A 19,998-nucleotide genomic window follows, 5' to 3' on the forward strand; every position below is an offset into this window, starting at 1 on the left:
TAACGGGGCGGTTGACGTCTCGATGGTCAGGAAACGGACAGGACGAAGATGGCGGAGCTAGCGGAACTTGGCGTGCTGGGCCTGGCGGTGATGGGCGCGAACCTCGCGCGCAATGCCGCCCGAAAAGGCTTCGGGGTCGCCCTCTACAACCGCAATCATGAGCGGACTGACAAGCTCATGGCCGAGCACGGCAAGGAAGGCCGCTTCGTGCCGACCAAGAGCGTGGCCGAGTTCGTGGCGGCGCTGAGCAAGCCGCGCGCCCTCATCATCATGGTGAAGGCCGGCAAGCCGGTGGACGACATGATCGAGGAACTGCTGGGTCATCTCGATCCGGATGACATCATCATCGACGGCGGCAATTCGCTGTTCACCGATACCAATCGGCGCTTCAAATACTGCCAGGAGAAGCGCATCCGGTTCATCGGCATGGGCGTTTCGGGCGGCGAAGAAGGGGCGCTGGAAGGCCCCAGCATGATGCCGGGCGGCGAGCGCGCTGCCTATGACCACATCGCGCCGATGGTCACCAAGATGGCGGTCTCGGTCGACGGCACGCCCTGCTGCACCTATATCGGCCCGGAAGGCGCCGGCCATTACGTGAAGATGGTCCATAACGGCATCGAATACGCCGATATGCAGCTGATTACAGAAGCCTACGACCTGCTGAAGACTCTGTATGGCTTCGACGCGCCCGCCATGGCGGAGATCTTCGCCGATTGGAAACAGGGCGACCTCGACAGCTATCTCATCGAGATCACCGCCGCCGTGCTGCGCAAGACGGACGGCACCGGCAAGCCTCTGGTGGATGCCATCGTCGACGAGGCCGAGCAGAAGGGCACCGGCCGCTGGACAGCGCAGAATGCGCTGGACCTCGGCGTGCCGGTCACTGCTATCACCGAAGCCGTCTATGCCCGCGCGCTATCGGGCCGCCGCGCCATGCGGGGCGAGGCGGAGAAGAAATACCCCCATCCCAAAGTGCCGACCAAGAAAGCCGGCAAGGCCGAGATCGAGGCGATCCGAGACGCGCTCTATGCCTCCAAGATCGTCGCCTATGCCCAGGGCTTCGAGCAGATGACCGTCGCCGCCAAGCAATTCGGCTGGGAGCTGCATCTGGGTGAGATCTCCACCATCTGGCGCGGCGGCTGCATCATCCGGGCGCGGTTCCTCAACCGCATCAAGGAGGCCTATGACCGCAACGCTTCGTTGGAAAACCTGCTGCTGGACGACTATTTCCGCGATGCCCTGGTGAAGGCGGAGGACGCCTGGCGCCGGGTCATCGTGCTGGCGGTGGAGAATGGTGTTGCGGTGCCGGCCTTCTCCTCGGCACTGGCTTATTATGACGGTCTGCGCCGGGCGCGCGGGCCCGCCAATCTGTTGCAGGGTTTGCGGGATTATTTCGGCGCCCATACCTATCGGCGCCTGGACAAGGACGGCAGCTTCCACACGCGCTGGAGCCAGGACGGCAGCGAGATTTCCGCCTGATCGTCACGACTGCTTGAGATCAAAGACGCGCGGGGGCAAATCTCCGCGCGTCTTAAAGACATAATCCAAAACACGGTTTGCCCGCAGCGCGCTCGGCTCGCGGGATCGTGGACGCCAGGAGGAATTTCCCGATGACCGCTGAGACCGCCGACGTTCAAATCGCCACATGGGTAGAGGCCTTCGGAGCCGCCCTGTCACGCGGCGATATCGTAGGCACCGCCGAACTCTTCGCGGAGGAGAGCTATTGGCGTGACCTCGTCTCCTTCACCTGGAACATCACGACGAGCGAGGGCCGCCCGGCCATCCGCGCCATGCTGGAGGCGAGGCTGGCCGACACGCAGCCAACCCAATTGACGCCAACCGATGAGGCGACTGACGTCAACGGCATCGTCAGCGGCTGGTTCACCTTCGAGACGGCGCGCGCTCGCGGCATTGCCTATGTCCGGCTGCGGGAGGGCCGCGCCTGGACGCTGCTGACCTCCATGGAGGAGCTCAAGGGCTTCGAGGAAATGAAGGGACGCCGCCGTCCCTTCGGCGCGGAACACGGCGTCCATCAGGGCCGCAGCACCTGGCTGGAGCGCAAGCTGGAAGAAGAAGAGGCGCTCGGTTTCACCAAGCAGCCCTATTGCGTGATCGTCGGCGGCGGCCAGGGCGGGCTGGCGCTCGGCGCCAGGATGAAGCGGCTTGGTGTGCCCACGCTCATCATCGAGAAGAATGCGCGAGCGGGCGATTCCTGGCGCCATCGCTACAAGTCGCTGTGTCTGCACGATCCGGTTTGGTACGACCACATGCCGTATCTGCCGTTCCCGGATGACTGGCCGGTGTATTCGCCCAAAGACAAGATCGGCGATTGGCTCGAGATGTATGCCCGCGTGATGGAGCTGAACATCTGGACGTCCTCCGAAGTCACTGGCGCACATTACGACGAGGCGAAGGGCGCGTGGGAGGTCGTGGTCGATCGCGACGGACAGTCCATCACGCTGCACCCGACGCATCTCGTGCTCGCCACCGGCATGTCCGGGATTCCCAATGTCATCGACGTGCCGGGTGCGACAACATTCCGTGGCACGCTGCATCATTCGAGCCAGCATCGCGGCGGCGAGGGCTATCGCGGCAAGCGCTGCGTTGTCATCGGGTCGAATAATTCCGCCCATGATATCTGCGCCGATCTTTGGGAGCATGGCGCGGCCGAGGTGACGATGGTGCAGCGCTCATCGACGCATGTCTCGAGCTCGGAGTCGCTCTTCAAGTTTGGCACGAGCACGCTCTATTCCGAGGATGCGCTGGATCGGGGCATCACCACGGCGAAAGCGGATCTGCTGAACGCGTCGGTGCCTTATGGGATTTTGCACCACTTCACGACGCCCACCACCGAGGCGATCCGCAAGCAGGATGCGGACCTCTATGCCCGGCTCGAGAAGGCCGGCTTCCTGCTCGACTTCGGCGATGACGGTTCCGGCCTGTTCATGAAATATATCCGCCGCGGCTCCGGCTATTACATTGATGTCGGAGCTTCCGAACTTGTCGCCAATGGCAGCATCAAACTGAAAAGCGGTGTCGGTGTGGAGCGCATCACCGAGAATTCCGTGATTTTCAGCGACGGCAGCGAATTGACGGCGGATCTGGTGATCTACGCGACCGGCTATGGCTCGATGAACGGCTGGGCGGCGAAGCTCATTTCGCAGGACGTCGCGGATCGGGTCGGCAAATGCTGGGGAATTGGCTCAGACACCACGAAGGACCCGGGTCCCTGGGAAGGCGAGCTGCGCAATATGTGGAAGCCGACGCAGCAGAAGGATTTGTGGTTCCACGGCGGGAACCTGCATCAGTCTCGCCATTACTCGCAATATCTGGCGCTACAGATCAAGGCGCGGATGGAAGGGCTGCCGACGCCGGTCTATGCATTGGCGCCATCCCACCATCGCGAGTGAGCGGCGAGCGAGAGAACCACGCTCTGTCCGCTTCCGTCATGCTCGGCGAAGGCCGAGCCTCCACGCCTTGGTGCCTGCCCAAAGCTAGGGCGTGGATGGCACGGGGTGCCCCGCACGCCTTCGCGTGCCATGACGGATCTTTTGGACCGCGGCTCTGTTAGCGCATCACGCCCTACTTCTTCAGGGCGTCGGCGGCCATGCGGCAATCCGGCGGCGGGGGCGGCCCCATGTAGCGGGTCCAGATGCGCTTGGCGCCGAGCGCCGGGAAGAAGAGATAGCCGCGCAGCCGCAAGACGTTCTCGCTCATCACGCGAACCTTGGCGTTGTATTTATGGCCATTCTGCGGATCGACGATGAAGCCGCCCCAGGAATGCCGGCGCGGCATGAGCTGGGTGATAAAAGGGAAGCGGCATTGCGGCTTGTTGTTCCAGGTCATCGGTGCCGGGTCGGTGGGGTGATCGAAGGGGAAGCCGACAAGCGCGCCGCAGAGCGTGCCGCCGGTGCCGCAGGGGTAGATCTGCACCACGGCATCGCGGCCGTTGGTGACCCAAAGTCCTGCCGGATTCGGGGCGTTGGTCTGGGCCACCGCGGAGGCGGCTGACCCCAAGAGGAAAAGGCACAGGACGAGGAACTTGCGCATGAGACGCGATATGGCGCGGCGGGCGCGCCCTGTCGATGAGATTCATGCCGCAGGCCGAGCCGAGCGGGCATAATCGAACATGTGGCCCGGCCCCAACCTTCGGCGGCCAGAGCGCCCTCAGGGTTAACAGAAGAGCGTCGCCGGTTGACCGTTGCTGGGACGCATGCTGCATTGGATTTATGAACGTTTCCCGCAGCCTATCGGTTCTGATGATCCTTGGACCCATGCTGGGTGTAATGAGCTGCGCCAGGCAGCAGGCGGCGCCCCTGCCGGTGGCTTTCCCGCCCGAGGTGGCCCTGGCGACGGTGCCCGATGCGGCACACGAGTTTGCCGCGCGCGCGGTGGAGCGGTCGGTCCCGGTGGCGCTGCGTGATCAGGCTCATGCCTATATCCGGAGCCTCCTGAAGCACCCGGCGGACGCGAGGTTCAAGCATGAATATGCCACGAGCGGGAAGAAGAGCCTCGCCGTCTGCGGCTTGGTGACAGAGCTGAACGGGTCCGGCGAGCACGGAGATTACCAAGCCTACTACGTGGAGAGTGTCGGCGGCGTGGTGACGAGCGGCGCGATTGGCCCCTTCGGCGCGGATGTCCGCTTCGCCAATGTCTGCGGCAGCGGCGGCAGTCCCGATCCGGCACATTTCGCCTTCTAGCGCTGGCGGCGCCCGCTCCCTGGCCCATGGGGGACGGCGCGTCTCGGCCGATCGGGTCAGGGACTGGGCTCAGATCGATATGGCAGGAAAGTCTGCTCCAATTCCGGTAGTTGCATATCCGCGACCGGCTGTGTCCGCGCGATAAAGCCATGCCTGATGAGCAAGAATCGAGCGAGTATGACCATTGAAATCGTGGTCGCGACCGCGCCCGCGGCGATTGCGAAATAGGTCGGCAGGTTCTCGGTGGTGAAAGGCGGCAGGCCAGCGCATTCGGCTTCTTCCTCAGCCGAGCGTCCGATCCGACCGCGGCTGAGGTGTCTGACAAGCTGATTGGTGCACCGGTTTATAAAATTCGGGTTTGGGCAGATCCTGGAGGATGGTGAGGCCCGTGTCGTGGGAGTGAAGGAAGGCATGGCCTGCACAGCTGTGTCTGGGCCGGCTAGTGGTTGAGCGACAACGAAGGGGCTATAGCCAGGGAAGAGGGCGTTCGGCACCTTTGCCTCCTGAGATGGTTGAGCTCTATTGAGCCGTCCGATCATTTATTTGTTGGCAGCTTGCCAAATCCTTAAGTCGCGCCATGTGGCGCCGTCATCTTTACCTTTGGTGCCTTAAACTCCCCCCGTGTTACGTGATGACCTCGCTCCCGCAAGCGGTGTGCGATCGTGGCGGAGCGGTGCGGATCTAGCCTGTCCATCTCGCGTGAAAGCGTGTCAGCTTCGCGCCATGGATACGGACGAGGATGACGACGGACCGCCCCGGCTGCCGGATGGCAAATACCACATGACACCGACGGGCCACGCGCGCCTTGAGGCGGAACGCGCTCAGCAACGCAGCGAGCGGCATCGCGTTGTGGAGATTGTGTCCTGGGCCGCGGGCAATGGCGATCGCAGCGAGAACGCGGATTACAAGGAAGGCAAGCGCCGGCTGCGGGAAATCGATCGCCGCCTGCGCTTCCTGAGCCGCCGCCTCGCTTACGCCGAGGTGGTGGATCCCAGCACCCAGCGCCAGCGCGACCGGGTCTTCTTCGGCGCGACCGTGACGTATCTCACCGAACGCGAAGAGTCTGTGACGGTGACGATTGTCGGCGCCGATGAGGCGAATATGGCGGAGGGCAAGATCAGCATCGGCTCTCCGGTGGCGCTTGCCCTGCTGCGCTCAACCGTAGGTGACGAGGTCGTGGTGCGGACACCGCGCGGAGCGGAGACGCTGGAGGTTGTGGAGATTAGCTATCCGGAGCCGGAGTAGGCCCGGTTTGCACCGCACCCAATTCGCCACGACAGAAGCGGCGCAACGCGGGATGGGTAGCCGCAACCGCCCATCCCGTCCGCGATTAGTCTTCGGTCGTGCTCACCTGAAGACTTCTCAGCGCCTGACCGATGCCGAAAGTCGCGGATGGCTGTCGCGGCGGGTATTGTTTGAAGGTCGCCAAGAACTTTCCAACGATACCCTGTGCTGGAACCAATAGAAACAGATGGCGAATACGCCAGTCGTCGTAATAAGACGATTCGTGGTCCGCGCGCTCATACGGATCGCCGCGCAGATCGAATAGTTTTGGCACGCGCAACGGAATCAGCGGCGTTTCCCAGACAGCGAAGCCATCCGCTTTCTGCTCGGCGAACACCAATTTCCAGCGATCGTAGCGCAGCGCCATGAGATCGCCGTCGTCGCTGAAGTAGAAAAATTCCTTGCGTGGCCAGGTCGTATTGTCGCCGCGAAAAGCCGGGCCGAGATCATAGCCATCCAGATGAACCTTGAAGTTCTTCTCGCCAGCTTGGTAGCCGGTCAGAAGCGTCTCGGTCACATTCACAGCCCCCGCTGCCGCCGCGAAAGTCGGGAACCATTCCAGAGCGGATGTCGTATCGTTGATGATCGTGCCGGGCTTCACGGTTCCGGGCCAGCGTAGAAGTGCCGGAACGCGAAAGCCGCCTTCCCAATTGGTGTTCTTCTCGCCGCGGAAGGGCGTGGTGCCGCCATCCGGCCAGGTCATGACCTCCGCGCCGTTATCTGTGGTGTAGAGAACAATCGTGTCGTCGGCGATGCCGAGGTCATCGAGTTTTTGCAGAAGCTGACCGACATGCCCGTCATGCTCGACCATACCATCGGCATAAATGCCAAGACCGGTCTTGCCTTCCGTGTCGGGCTTCAGATGCGTGAAGATATGCATTCTGGTGGGGCAGAACCACAAGAAGAACGGCTTGCCGGCGGCGTGGGCGCGATCGACAAAACTCAGGCCCGCCTCAAGAAACTCCTCGTCGATCGTCTCCATACGCGTGCTCGTCAGCAGCCCCGTATTCTCGATCTTCTGCGTGCCATCAGGATTGGCGTAGCTGTGGATGACGCCGCGCGGCCCGAAGTTTTTCAGGAATTCCGTATTCTTCGGATAATCCGGATATTCCGGCTCCTCCTCCGCATTCAGATGATAGAGATTGCCGAAGAATTCGTCGAAGCCGTGGTTGGTGGGCAGGAAATCATCGGTATCGCCGAGATGATTCTTACCGAATTGCCCGGTGGCGTATCCCAGCGGCTTCACGATCTCGGCGATCGTCGGATCCTTTCCGCTCAATCCGAGATCCGCGCCGGGCAGGCCGACCTTTGTCAGCCCAGTACGGAAAGGACTTTGGCCGGTGATGAAAGCGGCGCGGCCGGCTGTGCAGCTTTGCTCGCCGTAGTAGTCGGTGAACAGCGCGCCTTCCTTGGCGATCCGGTCGATATTGGGCGTGCGGTAGCCCATCATGCCCATGTTGTAAGCGCTGATATTCGACCAGCCGATATCGTCAGCCATAATGACGAGGATGTTCGGTCGCTTGCCGGAACCAGCGCCCGTCGTCACCGAGGCCGTGGTGCTCTGAGCCTTGGCCACGCCGCCCGAGGTTCCGGCCACCAGCGCGGCAGCGGCGGACAGCATGGTGCCGCGCAGCAGCAATCCGCGGCGCCCGACGCCTTTGGCGGGTGCGTCGTCAGTCTTCGGGGTCTCGTCGCTCATCAGATGTTCCTTTTTGATGACATTTTTGGCGAACTCCGGGGCGGCGAGACGGACCCCTCTCCGATAGTGCGCTGCATCGGCCCGGCCGGGCCCTGGTGGACAATCCAGCCGAAAAGCCGCATTTTAGAGGCAGCAAATATTTGAAATCGCCTCGCCGTGCGCATCCGCCGGGCGAGGATATCGGGTCGTCCTACAATGGGGCGGCGGGTCAGTTTAGGCTTTCTGTCTCGACCCTGGGCGTCACGTGCTCATCACCTGCCTCGAAAGGAACTTCAATGCAACTCGGTATGATCGGGCTTGGACGGATGGGCGGCAACATGGTCGAGCGGCTGATCGCCGCCGGCCATAACCTTGTCGTTTACGACAACCACGCGGATGCGGTGCAGAACCTCGTCGGCAAGGGTGCAACCGGCACCACGAGCCTGCCCGAATTCATCGCCAAGTTGAGCAAGCCGCGCGCGATCTGGATGATGCTGCCTGCCGCGATCGTGGACACGATCCTGGATCAGGTTTCCGCGCATCTCGAAGCCGGTGACATCGTTATCGACGGCGGCAACTCTTATTACCATGACGATCTCCGCCGCGCGCATGCGTTGAAGGCGAAGAACATTCATTATGTCGATGTCGGCGTCAGCGGCGGCGTGTGGGGGAAGGAGCGCGGCTACTGCCATATGATCGGCGGTGAGGATGACATCGTCGCTCATCTCGATCCGATCTTCCAGTCACTCGCACCCGGCGTTGGCTCGGCGGAGCGGACCCCTGGGGCTGCTGGCACGCCGACACAGGCCGAACACGGCTATCTGCATTGCGGCCCGAACGGCGCTGGGCATTTCGTCAAGATGGTCCATAACGGCATCGAATACGGAATGATGGCGGCCTTGGCGGAGGGCTTCAATGTCCTGAAAAAGGCAAATGTCGGATTGCAGACTCAGGTGCACGACGCGGAGACAACACCGCTACGGAACCCCGACCTGTATAAATACGACATCAATGTCTCAGACGTCGCGGAAGTTTGGCGCCGGGGTAGCGTGGTTGGATCCTGGTTGCTGGATTTGACGGCGGCCGCTCTGCGGAAAAGCCCGGAGCTTGCGGAATTCCGCGGCCATGTTTCCGATTCCGGTGAGGGTCGCTGGACTTTGCAGGCGGCCATCGATGAGGGCGTGCCTGTGCCGGTGATGAGTGCCGCGCTGTACGACCGTTTCGCGTCACGGGGACAGGCTGATTTCGCCGACAAGCTGCTCTCCGCCATGCGCCTCGAGTTTGGCGGTCACCTGGAGAAGTCTTCCTAAACAACGCTCGTCGGGCTGATGGCTCCGGTGGATGGCACCATGCCATTCACCGTGAAGCCAAATTCACGAGCGCCGTATCGATGCGGAGCAGCAGACGCGCCGCTCGATTCGCGATCTCTCCGCGCGGCGTCGCACCCAGATCCTCTGCGGGTTCGCTCGGAACCTGCGTGAAGGGCGACGCCGTGGCCCATCGGTCGATGAGGTCGGCTAAGGTCTCGTCGATATGGGCGGCTGTTTCACGAACCGAGCGGATGAGGGTGGGATCATCCAGCTCGGCTGGCTGCAAAGCGAGATTACCCAGCTCGCTCGCCCACTCCTCGATCGGTTCAAGCAGCAGAATGCGGTCGCGTTCTGTCTTCTCTCTGGGAGAGGCCAGTCCGGCGGGTCTGTAGCCGCCATTTTGGCTGAGCGCGATCAGATCGTGGAAACGCTGCGCCGCGGTCAAAATCTGCGCGGCCAAGCCGAGCTGGGATTTGTCGTCGAGCAACGCGCCCGAAGCGCTGCGCAGTAATTCGCGAAGCGCGCGAAGGAATGCGAGCCTGGCTTCCAAGGCCGCGGTGCCATCTCGCCGAACCATGACCAGGGTTGCCACCAAGGCACCACAGGCGGCACCCGTCGCGGCTTCCTCCAATCGCATCAGCAGCAGGTCGGGCGTGAAGTAGCCGAGCATTCCGAAGAGCAGGCCGAGGATGACGGTGATCCAGAACATCATCACGACATAGGCCGCGGCGTTCGCCTGGAAGGCGAGGAAGACGGCGACAATGATTGCCGCCATGCTGAGCATCTCATGGCCTGACAGCAGAGTGGCCGCCAGCATCCCGAAGACGACACCTGCCAGGGTGCCGATCATGAACTGCACGCCCTTCTTGAGCGATTCCCCGCGCGAATGCGTGCCCTGAAACATCACGAAGGCTGCGAATGCCGCCCAGTACCATCGGTTAGGCGAGACGAGATTGCCGCCCAAAATGGCGAGGCCGGCGGCGATCGCTGTCTGCAGCGCGGGACGCAGGCCGGACCTCGCGCTTACCGACGGCGGAGTGCTTGCGGTGACCATTTCTTCCGGCGGGTCGTGCATGACTTGGCTGAGCAGGCCGAGTGTGGCGGAGAGGCGGGCGGTCGACTCGGAAGGCGCCGGGGTTTCGCCGCGCCGCACAGCCTGAAGGCTTGCGAGTAGCGAAGTCTGGTCAGCTGGCGTCCCCAAGTCCCGCAAAGCAACGCGCGCGGTGCGCTCGGTCGCAAGCTCAATCTTCAAAAGCTGTCTGACATGGGCTTTCTCGGCGGAAGCCTCGCCAGAGAGTGCCGCGACCCGGCCTTGCGCCAATAGGATCGTCTCGCTGAGGCGACGGAGATCATGCTGCAGATCGGCACGCGCTCGTTCGGTCCAAGCCCCGCTGGTGATGGCCGCCGCGATCTTATCGAGCACGTTACGGATGCCGGCATCGATCGCGCGGCTCAGGCGCGCCAGCTCCGCTTGTGGTTTTTCCGGAAGCAGGACGCGCCGGATGACGGCGGCATTGGCGGCCGCGATCATCAGCACGACGAAGCGCATCGGCAGCGTGTCGGGCGGCAGTCTCGTGACCAGGCCAATCGTATAGGCGATCACCGCGACAGTTCCGAGCGAGGCGTAACGCGGCCCGCGCGACGCTCCGTAGGTGGCGGCGAACATGATGAGCGGGATGACGGCGGCGGTGGCGATTGGTTGGTCAAGCAGCAGCGCGGCGAGTGTGGCCGCGGCAAAGGCGGCGAACGGGGCGATGGCGGTGGTGATCAACTGCTGGCGCGGCGTGCCATCGCGAACGGTCGCGGTGATGAAGAGCGCGAGGGCGAAGCCGAGAATGCGATCCGCGTCCGGTATCGTGGCAACGGTGCCGAGAAGCATGACCAGGAGAAAAGTCAGCACCCCGGCCAAAGTCGCACGCAGGGCGGCGAGAAGGCGCAAGGCGCCCGGATCCGGCGGAAAGACGAAGTCGAGCAATTGGCGAAGGCGCCTCGTCCCCATGTGTCTACTAAGTCCCCCCGCGTGATCCATAGCCGATTTCGACACCCGGCGATGGTTCGCTGGCGCCGCGCGCCTCGGCGGGTGCTATCCATCGTATGCAATGGACCGCCCGAGTTTCACGGATTAGATTGGCACATGGACCTTGGGGTCACCCTCTTCCGTTGCGGGCATCTCGGCAAACTGCCGCGGGTGAGCATGGTGGCGAAGATGGATGAGGGCCTCGGATGATCGCCCGGCGCAACCCGTTTGAGGTCCTTATCGGCGCCATTGTTATTGTTCTGACATTGGCCCTGGTGCTCTACCTGGTCGCCAGTCTGAGCGCGTCCGGCGCGTCCCGCTACATCCTACGGGCGGAGTTCGGGCGCATCGACGGCATTGCCGCCGGTTCTGACGTCAGAATTGCCGGGGTCAAGGTCGGCACCGTTGTCGGCACCTCGATCGATCCGAAGACTTACAAGGCCGTCGTCCGGCTGGCAGTTCGACCCGACATCCGGCTCCCGACCGACAGCCTAGCCGAGATCACCAGTGAGAACCTGCTTGGCGGCGATTACATCTCGCTTGTGCCCGGCCAGGCGGGCGCGAAGATCAGCTCCGGCGGCCAGGTGGCGGGAACGCAATCTTCCGTCGATCTCGAGAGTCTGTTGGGCAACTTCATCCTGAGCGTTACGAATCTGGTTTCGATCGTGCAGAAGCGGGAGACGGGGCACTAAGGTGGGATGATCTAATATTGAACCGCGATCACAAGATCCGTCATGGCACGCGAAGGCGTGCCATCCACGTCTTGCTTTTGTCGCGCAAGCAAAGACCTGGATGCTCGGCCTTCGCCGAGCATGACGAGGTGGAGCTCGCAAGGGTCAGCCAAAAACGTCCGGGACTAAATATCCAGGTTCGCCACCTTAAGCGCGTTGCCCACGATAAACTCCCGCCGAGGCTCGACCACGTCGCCCATCAGCGTGGAGAAAACCTGCGCCGCTTCCTCCGCATCGCCCACTTTCACCTGCAGCAGCGTCCGCAGATCGGGGTCCAGCGTGGTCTTCCAAAGCTGGTCCGGGTTCATTTCGCCCAGACCCTTGAATCGCTGGATCGCCAAGCCGCGACGGCCATGCGCCAGCACCGCGTCGAAGGTCGCATGCGGGCCGCCTGGCCGCTCCTCGCGGCTATCCAGCTTCAGCTGCGGGGCTTCCGTAAATCCAGCCGCAATGCGCGTGTGGCGTTCCGATAGCCAGCGCGCCTCGGCACTACGGAGCGCCGCCGCGTCCAGCGTATAGCGCTCGCCCACGCCACGAACGCGGCGGGTGAGCGTGATGCCGCCCGCGACCGAACCCTCGCCGATCCAGCCAGCCTCGCCATCCAACAAAATCGCATTGAGGCGCACGGCGAGTTCTTGCGCATGCAGCAGCGCGATCGAGTCATCCGCCGGCACCGCCAGCGTGCCGACGATCGCTGCCTGTTCCAGCACGGCGGCGGGCACCGTGGTCGCCATGCGGCGAACGCGGTTCCAGGCCTCGCGCAGGAAGCCGATCTCCTCGGTCAGGGTCTGGCCCTCCAGCACGCGGCCGTCGGCATAGGTCAGCCGCGCCTCGCCGAGCGCCTTGTCGAGCAGGAAGTCCTCCAGCGCGCGATCGTCCTTCAGGTAGCGCTCGTCATTGCCGCGCTTGGCGCGATAGAGCGGCGGCTGCGCGATATAGAGATGGCCGCGCGCGATAAGCTCCGGCATCTGGCGGAAGAAAAACGTCAGCAGCAGCGTGCGAATATGCGAGCCGTCGACATCTGCATCCGTCATGATGACGACGCGGTGGTAGCGCAGCTTCTCGACATTGAAGCCGCCGAGTTCAACCTCGCCCGGCCCGATGCCGGCACCGAGTGCCGTGATCAGCGTGCCGATTTCGGCGCTGCCAAGCATGCGGTCGAAACGCGCGCGCTCGACATTCAGGATCTTGCCTTTCAGTGGCAGGATCGCCTGGAACTTGCGGTCGCGCCCCTGCTTGGCCGAGCCGCCGGCGGAATCACCCTCGACGATGAAGATCTCGCATTTGCTCGCGTCACGCTCCTGGCAATCCGCGAGCTTGCCGGGCAGCGTCGAGACATCCAGCACGCCCTTGCGGCGCGTAAGTTCGCGCGCCTTGCGGGCGGCCTCCCGCGCGCTTGCCGCGTCCATCACCTTCTGGATGATGCCACGCGCTTCTTTGGGATGCGTCTCAAGCCAGTGACCGATGGCATCCGAAACAACCGCTTGAACCACGGGCGTCACTTCGGAGCTGATCAGTTTCTCCTTCGTCTGGGACGAGAATTTCGGGTCCGGTACCTTCACCGAAAGCACCGCCGACAGCCCCTCGCGCATGTCGTCACCGGTGAGCGCCAGGCTGTCTTTCTTGCCCATGCTCTCGGAGTATTTCGTGACCGCGCGTGTCAGCGCCTGGCGAAAGCCGGAGAGATGCGTGCCGCCATCCCGCTGCGGGATATTGTTGGTGAAGCACAACATCGTTTCGTGGTAGGAATCATTCCACTGCAACGCGAATTCCACGCGGATGCCGCTCGCTTTGTCCTCGAAATTGGCGGAGAGGGCAGGCGTGAATAGCGGCGCGCGGGCGCGATCCAGCCAATCCACGAAGGCATTCAGGCCGCCCTCGTAGTATAGCCGCGTCTCCACCGCCGGGACATGCCGCTCGTCGCGTAGGGTTACGTCGAGGCCGGAATTCAGGAACGCGAGCTCGCGCAAACGGCGCTCAAGAATCGCAAGATCGAAATCGATGTGGGTGAAGGTATTGGCGCTAGGCTTGAAGTTGATCTCGGTGCCATGCGCCCTTTCGCTCGGGCCGATCTCGGCAAGCGGAGCGTCCGGCTCGCCGTGCTGGAAGCGCATGTAATATTCGCGGTTCTCTCGCCAGATGCGGACTTCCATCCATTCGGACAACGCATTGACGACCGCCGCGCCGACGCCATGCAGTCCACCCGAAACCTTATAGGAATTCTGGTTGAACTTTCCGCCCGCGTGCAACCGTGTCAGCACCAGCTCGGCGGCTGAAATCCCTTCCTCGATATGAATATCGACCGGAATTCCACGACCGTCATCCCGCACGGTGACGGAGCCGTCACCATTGAGCATGACCTCGACTTTGGTGGCGTAGCCAGCCTGCGCCTCATCCACCGCGTTGTCGATGACCTCGAAGGCCATGTGGTGCAGGCCGGAGCCGTCATCGGTGTCGCCGATATACATGCCGGGCCGCTTGCGCACGGCATCCAGCCCCTTGAGGACGGAGATCGAGGCGGCGTCATAGACATTGGGATCATTGATGGCTTCGGGGGTCGCAACAGGCATAGGCGCGGCGGAATCGGACATGCCGAGAGTCACTCCGGAGATGCAGGGAATCAGACCCCTCCTTATAGCGAATTTCCGTTCGCGGGCCTAGCGAATGCCGGATCTGGCGCAAGCGTTCCTTCCATGCATCGAAGAAAATCCGCTTCACCCGCCAGCGCCGCGAAAGGCGCGGCATCGGTGCCGGTCAAAAACGCCTGTGCCGGAAGGCGTTGCAACGCCTCCAGCAGCGCCGCGCGATGCTGTTCATCCAGATGTACTAAGGGCTCATCCAAAAGCAGCAACGGCGCGAAACCACGCGCCTCGGCGATGACCAGCGCATGGCCGAGCACGACCCCGAGGAGCAGCGCCTTCTGCTGACCCGTGGAGGCGAGGCCCGCCGGGCGGCCGGTGGCGAGGTCGGCCAGCGCCATATCCGCCCGATGCGCGCCGAGAGAGGAGGAGCCGGAGGCCGCATCGGCCGCGCGTGACGCCGCCAAGGCCGCGCGCAGCCAGTCCTCCACGGCCAGCGCCGGCATTTGGTCCAGGCGCTCGGCTATCGGGCAAAGAAGGCTCATGCGGGCGGCGGGGAAGGGCGCGACCGCACCACTGGCGAGTGCCGCGTTCAGCCTTGCCACCAGAGCCCGCCGGCCGGCGGTGGCGGCAACGGCGTGGCGGGCCATGCCATCCTCCAACCCCGCGAGCCAGGCGGGGTCGGCGCGACCGTCGCTTAACAGCCGGTTCCGCCGCACCATCGCGGCGTCATGTGCCGCCACCTCCCGCGCATGGGCGGGGTCGAGCGCCCAGACCAGCCGGTCGAGGAAGCGGCGGCGGCCGGAGGGGCCTTCGCCGAACAGCCGCTCCATCTGCGGCGTGATCCAGGACAGCGTCACATGGGCCGCGAGATCGGTTTGGGATGCGGGCGCGCCCGCCAGCCGGACGACGCGGCGATCCGGCGCTCCGCCCTCAGGCGGGCTGCCGGTGCCGATTTCGAGCGGCATCCCGGGCGCGCTGGGTGCCGCGAAACGTGCCGCTACCGCCCAGGGGCCGGGCGGCCCGTCAGGGCGATGGCGCGCGAATTCCGCCACCCGCGCCTGCCGCAGACCGCGGCCCGGACCGAGGAGGGAGATCGCCTCCAGCAGGTTCGTCTTGCCGCTGCCGTTTGGCCCGCTGATGACGGCCAGCCGCGCGGCCGGACGCCAGCTCAGCCGGTCGTAGCTACGGAAGGCGGTGAGGTCGAGGCGAAGGAGGCGGAGAACCGCGGCCTGGTCAGACACGCATCGGCATGAGCACGTAGAGCGCGCTCGGGTCGCCGGCGTCACGCACCACGGTCGGTGCCGAGCCATCGGCGAAGAGGAACTCGACCTCGCCGCCAATCTGGTCGGTGATGTCGTTGAGGTAGCGAGCCTGGAAGCCGATCTCCATCGGCGTCGAACTATAGGTCACGCGGCCGCCATCCAGCTCTTCGGTCGCCGAACCCTGATCAGGACTCGCGGCGGAGAGCGTCAGGAGATCGCGGTCGAGCGCGAGCTTCACCGGGCGCGAACGCTCGGTGGAAATCGCCGCCACGCGCGCGACCGCATCGGCGAAATCCTTCTTTCCGACGCGCAGGATCTTGTCGTTGTCGCGCGGGATGACGCGTTCGTATTCGGGGAAGGTGCCGTCTATCAGCTTGCTGGTGAGCTTGAGCGTGCCGAGGCTGAACTGGATGCGCGTTTCGGACAGGCCAATTTCGATATCATCCGAGGTTTCGTCGATGAGCTTGCGCACCTCCGCGACGGTCTTGCGCGGCACGATGACACCCGGAATGGCCTCGGCGCCCGCCGGCAGCGTCTCCTCGACACGGGCAAGCCGGTGGCCGTCCGTCGCGACGGCGCGCAGCATCTTGTGCCCGTCGGCGCCATCGGCGGCATGGAGGTAGATGCCGTTGAGGTAATAGCGCGTCTCCTCGGTGCTGATGGCGAAGCGCGTGCGGTCGATCATGCCGCGCAGCGTCTGGGCCGGGAGGCGAAAGCTATGCGGCAGGCTGCCCGCCGTCATGGACGGAAAATCATCCGCCGGGAGAACCATGAGGCTCGTCGCGAAGCGGCCGGCGCGGAGGGCGAGTGGGGCATCGCCGCCGGGATGGTCGAGTTCGACCTGGGCACCCTCGGGCAGCTTGCGGACAATCTCGTAGAGTGTCGCGGCCGGAGCGGTCGCGGTGCCGTCCCGGCTGGTGGTGGCCGCGACCTGCTCGACGAGCGCGATCTCCATATCCGTCGCTGTCAGCGTCAGCGCGCCCTGGCGCACGCTCATCATGAGATTGGCGAGGATGGGAATCGTATTGCGCTTCTCGACGACGCTCTGCACATGCGCCAGCGCCTTGAGCAGGGTCGCGCGTTCGGCCGTGAACTTCATTGCCTGATCCTTGGGCGCGGCGCCGAGAAGCGCGGAGTCTAAAAAGGGTCGCTAGTCTACCAGCCCGGGCGCGCCGGGCAAGCGGCCCGCCCCGCTGAGACCGTTGGAGAACGAGCCTGCACCAGCCCTCACCCCCACGCGGCCACCCATCAGCATATTGTCGTGGGTGGCTGGGTGGGGGTGAGGGCCGGTGCAGACTCAGAAAATGCGCTGGCAGCACATTTCAACGGTCTCTCAGGACTCCAGCATACGGCGGAGCAGCTCGACATCCTCCGCGAAAGCCGCATCGCCCTCCATGAGGCCGCTCACGCGGGAGACGGCATGCATGACGGTGGTGTGATCGCGATTGCCGAATTTTCGGCCGATCTCCGGCAGCGAACGACTGGTGAGCTGTTTGGCGAGGAACATGGCGACCTGGCGCGGCCGAGCGACATTGCGCGCCCGGCGCGCCGATGACATGTCGGTGAGGCGGATATTGTAGTGCTCCGCCACCCGGCGCTGAATCTCCTCGATCGTGACGCGGCGGTCATGCGCGCGGAGGATGTCGTGCAGCACCTCCTGCGTCGTCTCCAGCGTGATCGGCCGGCCGAACAGCGCCGCATGCGCGACCAGGCGATTGAGCGCACCTTCGAGCTCACGCACGTTGCTGGTGATCTTGTGGGCGAGGAATTCCAGCACGCGCGGCGGCACCGCGACGCTTGCCCGTGACGCCTTCGCCTCCAGGATGGAAATGCGAAGTTCGAAGGTGGTGGCATGAAGGTCCGCCACCATGCCGCAGCCCAGACGGGTCCGCAGCCGGTCTTCCAGGCCGGAGAGGTCGGACGGCGACTTATCGGCCGAGACGACGATCTGCTTCCCGGCATCCACGAGCGCGTTGAAGGTGTGGAAGAACTCTTCCTGCGTGTTGTCCTTGCCGATGAGGAACTGCAGGTCGTCGATCATCAACACATCGACGCTGCGGAGCTGGTCCTTGAACTCGATCGTCGACTGGTTACGGATCGCCGCGATGAATTTGTACATAAATTTTTCGGCGGACATATAGGCGACCGAAACCGGCGCCGCATCCTGGCGCCGGAGCCCCTGTAGTTTCCAAGCGATCGCATGCATCAGGTGCGTTTTGCCTAGTCCGACCCCGCCATACAGGAAGAGTGGGTTGAAACCCTGAGAGGCGGGCTTGTCGGCGACTCGGCCGGCGCAGGCGAAGGCGAATTCGTTGGGTTTGCCGACGACAAAGGTGTCGAAGGTGAAGCGCTGATCCAGCCCGGCCGGGTCGCGGCCTTCCGTGCGGTCATCGATGCTGGCATCCGTGACGCTGTCGGCCACCGCGGCAGCGACACTATGTCCATTGCCGATGGGAGGCGTCGCCGGCGCCAAGCCTTCCTCTGCACGTCCCACGCGAATCTCGACCCGGCGCACACGGCGGTTTTCCGCCTGCCACAGGCTTGTGAGACGATCCCCGTAATGGCTGCGAACCCAGTCGCGCAAGAACCGCGTCGGCAGCAGGATCGTGAGTTCATCACCCTCTGCCTCACCTAGGCTCATTTGCCTCAGCCAAGTGCGGTATTCGACCTCTCCCACCTCGCCTTGCAAACGTGTTCGGACCCGGGCCCACTGCGTGGCGAGGTCGGCTTCGCTTGGGCGAACATGGGGAATTGCAGTCAGTTGATGCTCCATGCGCCGTTCACGCTTCCGCCCCGATCGACGACCTCCTCCTAAAGGCCAAGCAGACACCATGCTCCATCCCGCCGTTAAAGCGACGGATCGAAGTGGAGATGGCGAGGCGCGTATCGCCAGGAGGACGCCGCAACCTAGTCAGGGGCGGTATCCTGCGCAACCTGAATCAAGTAGATCCGACACGTGACAACGATCGAGCAAGTCGTTGACGAGTATAGATTGTCGAGGGATTACCGCCGTCTAAGCACATCATACCGGAATCGTAACGTTATGATGACAAACTAACCGCAATCAGTGACAGTAACTTGCCGCCTTTGCTGCGGGGGCGACAGAATTAAGGTCGCGGAGTTACCCGCGCCTCATTCAACTCAAAGATGTGGATTGACAGTCAGAGTTAAGCGGCGAGCGCTTTGATGCGGCCCGACATGCGGGACAGCTTGCGCGCAACCGTGTTGCGGTGCGTTACGCCCTTGCCTGCTGCACGCTGCAGTTGCGGCTGAGCCGCGCGGATTGCCGCTTGGGCTGCCACCTTATCGCCGCTCGAAATAGCTGTCTCGACCGACTTGATCGCATTGCGCATGCGCGTCTTGTTGGCCGCGTTGCGCGCGGTGCGCTTCACAGACTGGCGAATGCGCTTGCGGGCGGAGGCGGTATTGGCCATTGTCGATCGTCATCCATCAAAAAACGCGCAGTCCCGGACATGGTGATGTCCCGCCGCGCAAGAAGGCCTCTCTAGGCGGCGCGGCAGCCTGGAGTCAAGCGCGTGGTGGCTTGGCGTGGCATGTCCGGAAGTCTTGGCGTGCGACCTTATCGCTGCGTGCGAGGACAGAAAAATGTGCTCCGCCCAGCTTGCGTCATTTGGCGGATCCCGGGGCAGGGCGGAACGCCAGGGCAACGCTCGCAAGCCAACCCCTGCCGCCCATAGACTTTCCACGCGTGCTGAAAATAGCCGAGCTCACCATCCGGCTGCACATAGTCCCGCAGACTTGAGCCCCCGGCAGCAACCGCTTCGGTGAGCGTTGCCTTGATCGCCGGCACCAGCCGCTCGGCGCGCGCGCCGGGGATAGATGTTGCCAATCGACGCGGGCTTATTCCCGCGCGAAACAACGCCTCCGAAACGTAGATATTGCCCAGGCCGGCGACAACGTGCTGGTCGAGCAGCGCCGCCTTGATGGGCGTACGTTTGCCCGACAGAGCCGCACCGAGAACCGCTGGGGTAAACGCCGCATCCAACGGTTCCGGCCCCATTCCACGCAGCAGGGAATGCGCGTCCTCCTCGACCGTCGGCAGCAAATCGAGCAGCCCGAACCGTCGCGGGTCGATCAAGCCGATCCGCCAGCCGTCCTCGGTCTCGATGACCAAGTGCTCGTGCTTTTCGCCTGGATGGGCGGCGGATGACGGCCGGATCGCCATGCGCCCGGACATGCCGAGGTGCAGGAGCAGGCTGTCACCTCTGTCGAGGCGCATGAGGATATATTTCCCCCGCCGCCGAAAACTCGTGACTCGCGCACCGGTCAGTCTGGCGGCGAGGCCGGCCGGGATCACGCGGCGAAGGTCGCCACGGGACAGCGTAGCCTTGCGGATCACCCGGCCGTCGAGCCGTGCCGCCAGGCCACGCATCACAGTCTCAACTTCAGGGAGTTCCGGCATTGGCCGCACAG

15 protein-coding genes are annotated in these 19,998 nt (G+C 63.7%); 6 read left to right on the forward strand and 9 right to left on the reverse strand.

Annotated elements, in window-relative coordinates:
* The first annotated feature begins 48 nt into the window (after positions 1–48).
* Positions 49–1,479 (forward strand): NADP-dependent phosphogluconate dehydrogenase, encoded by a 1,431-nt coding sequence (gndA, locus tag GSQ83_RS27135; RefSeq protein WP_158805973.1) that lies wholly within the window; start codon positions 49–51, stop codon positions 1,477–1,479.
* A 131-nt stretch (positions 1,480–1,610) separates the two neighbouring features.
* Positions 1,611–3,410, forward strand: a complete 1,800-nt coding sequence (locus GSQ83_RS27140; RefSeq protein WP_158805974.1) for an NAD(P)/FAD-dependent oxidoreductase — start codon at positions 1,611–1,613, stop codon at positions 3,408–3,410.
* Positions 3,411–3,582: 172 nt separating this feature from the next.
* Here the strand turns inward: GSQ83_RS27140 and GSQ83_RS27145 are convergent, their stop codons facing one another.
* Positions 3,583–4,050 (reverse strand): DUF2147 domain-containing protein, encoded by a 468-nt coding sequence (locus tag GSQ83_RS27145; protein WP_158805975.1) that lies wholly within the window; start codon positions 4,048–4,050, stop codon positions 3,583–3,585.
* Positions 4,051–4,229: 179 nt separating this feature from the next.
* Here GSQ83_RS27145 and GSQ83_RS27150 point away from each other — a divergent pair, with 179 nt between their 5' ends.
* Both GSQ83_RS27150 and greB read left to right on the forward strand, forming a co-directional pair.
* Positions 4,230–4,700 carry a hypothetical protein gene (locus GSQ83_RS27150; protein WP_158805976.1) on the forward strand — a complete coding sequence of 157 codons (471 nt, stop codon included), beginning with the start codon at positions 4,230–4,232 and terminating at the stop codon, positions 4,698–4,700.
* Between the two features lie 723 nt (positions 4,701–5,423).
* Positions 5,424–5,945, forward strand: coding sequence for a transcription elongation factor GreB (gene greB, locus GSQ83_RS27155; protein ID WP_158805977.1), 522 nt, complete (start codon positions 5,424–5,426; stop codon positions 5,943–5,945).
* A gap of 85 nt (positions 5,946–6,030) precedes the next feature.
* On the opposite strand, the gene GSQ83_RS27160 is transcribed toward greB, so the two are convergent.
* Positions 6,031–7,683 carry an arylsulfatase gene (locus GSQ83_RS27160; protein ID WP_158805978.1) on the reverse strand — a complete coding sequence of 551 codons (1,653 nt, stop codon included), beginning with the start codon at positions 7,681–7,683 and terminating at the stop codon, positions 6,031–6,033.
* 275 nt (positions 7,684–7,958) lie between these two features.
* Here GSQ83_RS27160 and gnd point away from each other — a divergent pair, with 275 nt between their 5' ends.
* On the forward strand, positions 7,959–8,972 hold the full coding sequence (gene gnd, locus GSQ83_RS27165) for a phosphogluconate dehydrogenase (NAD(+)-dependent, decarboxylating) (protein WP_158805979.1): 1,014 nt from the start codon (positions 7,959–7,961) through the stop codon (positions 8,970–8,972).
* A gap of 46 nt (positions 8,973–9,018) precedes the next feature.
* On the opposite strand, the gene GSQ83_RS27170 is transcribed toward gnd, so the two are convergent.
* On the reverse strand, positions 9,019–10,971 hold the full coding sequence (locus GSQ83_RS27170; protein WP_158805980.1) for an FUSC family protein: 1,953 nt from the start codon (positions 10,969–10,971) through the stop codon (positions 9,019–9,021).
* Between the two features lie 224 nt (positions 10,972–11,195).
* Here GSQ83_RS27170 and mlaD point away from each other — a divergent pair, with 224 nt between their 5' ends.
* Positions 11,196–11,681, forward strand: a complete 486-nt coding sequence (gene mlaD / locus GSQ83_RS27175; protein ID WP_254065935.1) for an outer membrane lipid asymmetry maintenance protein MlaD — start codon at positions 11,196–11,198, stop codon at positions 11,679–11,681.
* A 164-nt stretch (positions 11,682–11,845) separates the two neighbouring features.
* On the opposite strand, the gene gyrB is transcribed toward mlaD, so the two are convergent.
* The 6 genes from gyrB to mutM form a co-directional block, all read right to left on the reverse strand.
* Positions 11,846–14,311 (reverse strand): DNA topoisomerase (ATP-hydrolyzing) subunit B, encoded by a 2,466-nt coding sequence (gene gyrB / locus GSQ83_RS27180; RefSeq protein ID WP_158805981.1) that lies wholly within the window; start codon positions 14,309–14,311, stop codon positions 11,846–11,848.
* 41 nt (positions 14,312–14,352) lie between these two features.
* A complete protein-coding gene (gene recF, locus GSQ83_RS27185) occupies positions 14,353–15,543 on the reverse strand; it encodes a DNA replication/repair protein RecF (RefSeq protein ID WP_254065936.1) in 1,191 nt (396 codons plus the stop codon).
* On the reverse strand, positions 15,536–16,663 hold the full coding sequence (gene dnaN, locus GSQ83_RS27190; RefSeq protein ID WP_158805983.1) for a DNA polymerase III subunit beta: 1,128 nt from the start codon (positions 16,661–16,663) through the stop codon (positions 15,536–15,538). The genes recF and dnaN overlap by 8 nt, the downstream gene beginning before the upstream one ends.
* Positions 16,664–16,897: 234 nt before the next feature.
* Positions 16,898–18,337, reverse strand: coding sequence for a chromosomal replication initiator protein DnaA (dnaA, locus tag GSQ83_RS27195; protein ID WP_158805984.1), 1,440 nt, complete (start codon positions 18,335–18,337; stop codon positions 16,898–16,900).
* Positions 18,338–18,731: 394 nt separating this feature from the next.
* On the reverse strand, positions 18,732–18,998 hold the full coding sequence (gene rpsT, locus GSQ83_RS27200) for a 30S ribosomal protein S20 (protein ID WP_158805985.1): 267 nt from the start codon (positions 18,996–18,998) through the stop codon (positions 18,732–18,734).
* Positions 18,999–19,144: 146 nt separating this feature from the next.
* Complete coding sequence (gene mutM / locus GSQ83_RS27205) at positions 19,145–19,987, reverse strand: bifunctional DNA-formamidopyrimidine glycosylase/DNA-(apurinic or apyrimidinic site) lyase (protein ID WP_158806101.1); 843 nt, start codon at positions 19,985–19,987, stop codon at positions 19,145–19,147.
* Between the last annotated feature and the right edge of the window lie 11 nt (positions 19,988–19,998).

The sequence above is a fragment of the Acidisoma sp. L85 genome (assembly GCF_009765865.1).
GTDB lineage: Bacteria > Pseudomonadota > Alphaproteobacteria > Acetobacterales > Acetobacteraceae > Acidisoma.

Coding starts and splice junctions, on each gene's coding strand:
- GSQ83_RS27140 (WP_158805974.1), top strand. CDS start 1,611: ATGACCGCTGAGACCGCCGACGTTCAAATCGCCACATGGGTAGAGGCC.
- gndA (WP_158805973.1), top strand. CDS start 49: ATGGCGGAGCTAGCGGAACTTGGCGTGCTGGGCCTGGCGGTGATGGGC.
- gnd (WP_158805979.1), top strand. CDS start 7,959: ATGCAACTCGGTATGATCGGGCTTGGACGGATGGGCGGCAACATGGTC.
- mlaD (WP_254065935.1), top strand. CDS start 11,196: ATGATCGCCCGGCGCAACCCGTTTGAGGTCCTTATCGGCGCCATTGTT.
- rpsT (WP_158805985.1), bottom strand. CDS start 18,998: ATGGCCAATACCGCCTCCGCCCGCAAGCGCATTCGCCAGTCTGTGAAG.
- GSQ83_RS27160 (WP_158805978.1), bottom strand. CDS start 7,683: ATGAGCGACGAGACCCCGAAGACTGACGACGCACCCGCCAAAGGCGTC.
- GSQ83_RS27150 (WP_158805976.1), top strand. CDS start 4,230: ATGAACGTTTCCCGCAGCCTATCGGTTCTGATGATCCTTGGACCCATG.
- GSQ83_RS27145 (WP_158805975.1), bottom strand. CDS start 4,050: ATGCGCAAGTTCCTCGTCCTGTGCCTTTTCCTCTTGGGGTCAGCCGCC.
- GSQ83_RS27170 (WP_158805980.1), bottom strand. CDS start 10,971: ATGGGGACGAGGCGCCTTCGCCAATTGCTCGACTTCGTCTTTCCGCCG.
- dnaA (WP_158805984.1), bottom strand. CDS start 18,337: ATGGAGCATCAACTGACTGCAATTCCCCATGTTCGCCCAAGCGAAGCC.
- gyrB (WP_158805981.1), bottom strand. CDS start 14,311: ATGTCCGATTCCGCCGCGCCTATGCCTGTTGCGACCCCCGAAGCCATC.
- mutM (WP_158806101.1), bottom strand. CDS start 19,987: ATGCCGGAACTCCCTGAAGTTGAGACTGTGATGCGTGGCCTGGCGGCA.
- dnaN (WP_158805983.1), bottom strand. CDS start 16,663: ATGAAGTTCACGGCCGAACGCGCGACCCTGCTCAAGGCGCTGGCGCAT.
- greB (WP_158805977.1), top strand. CDS start 5,424: ATGGATACGGACGAGGATGACGACGGACCGCCCCGGCTGCCGGATGGC.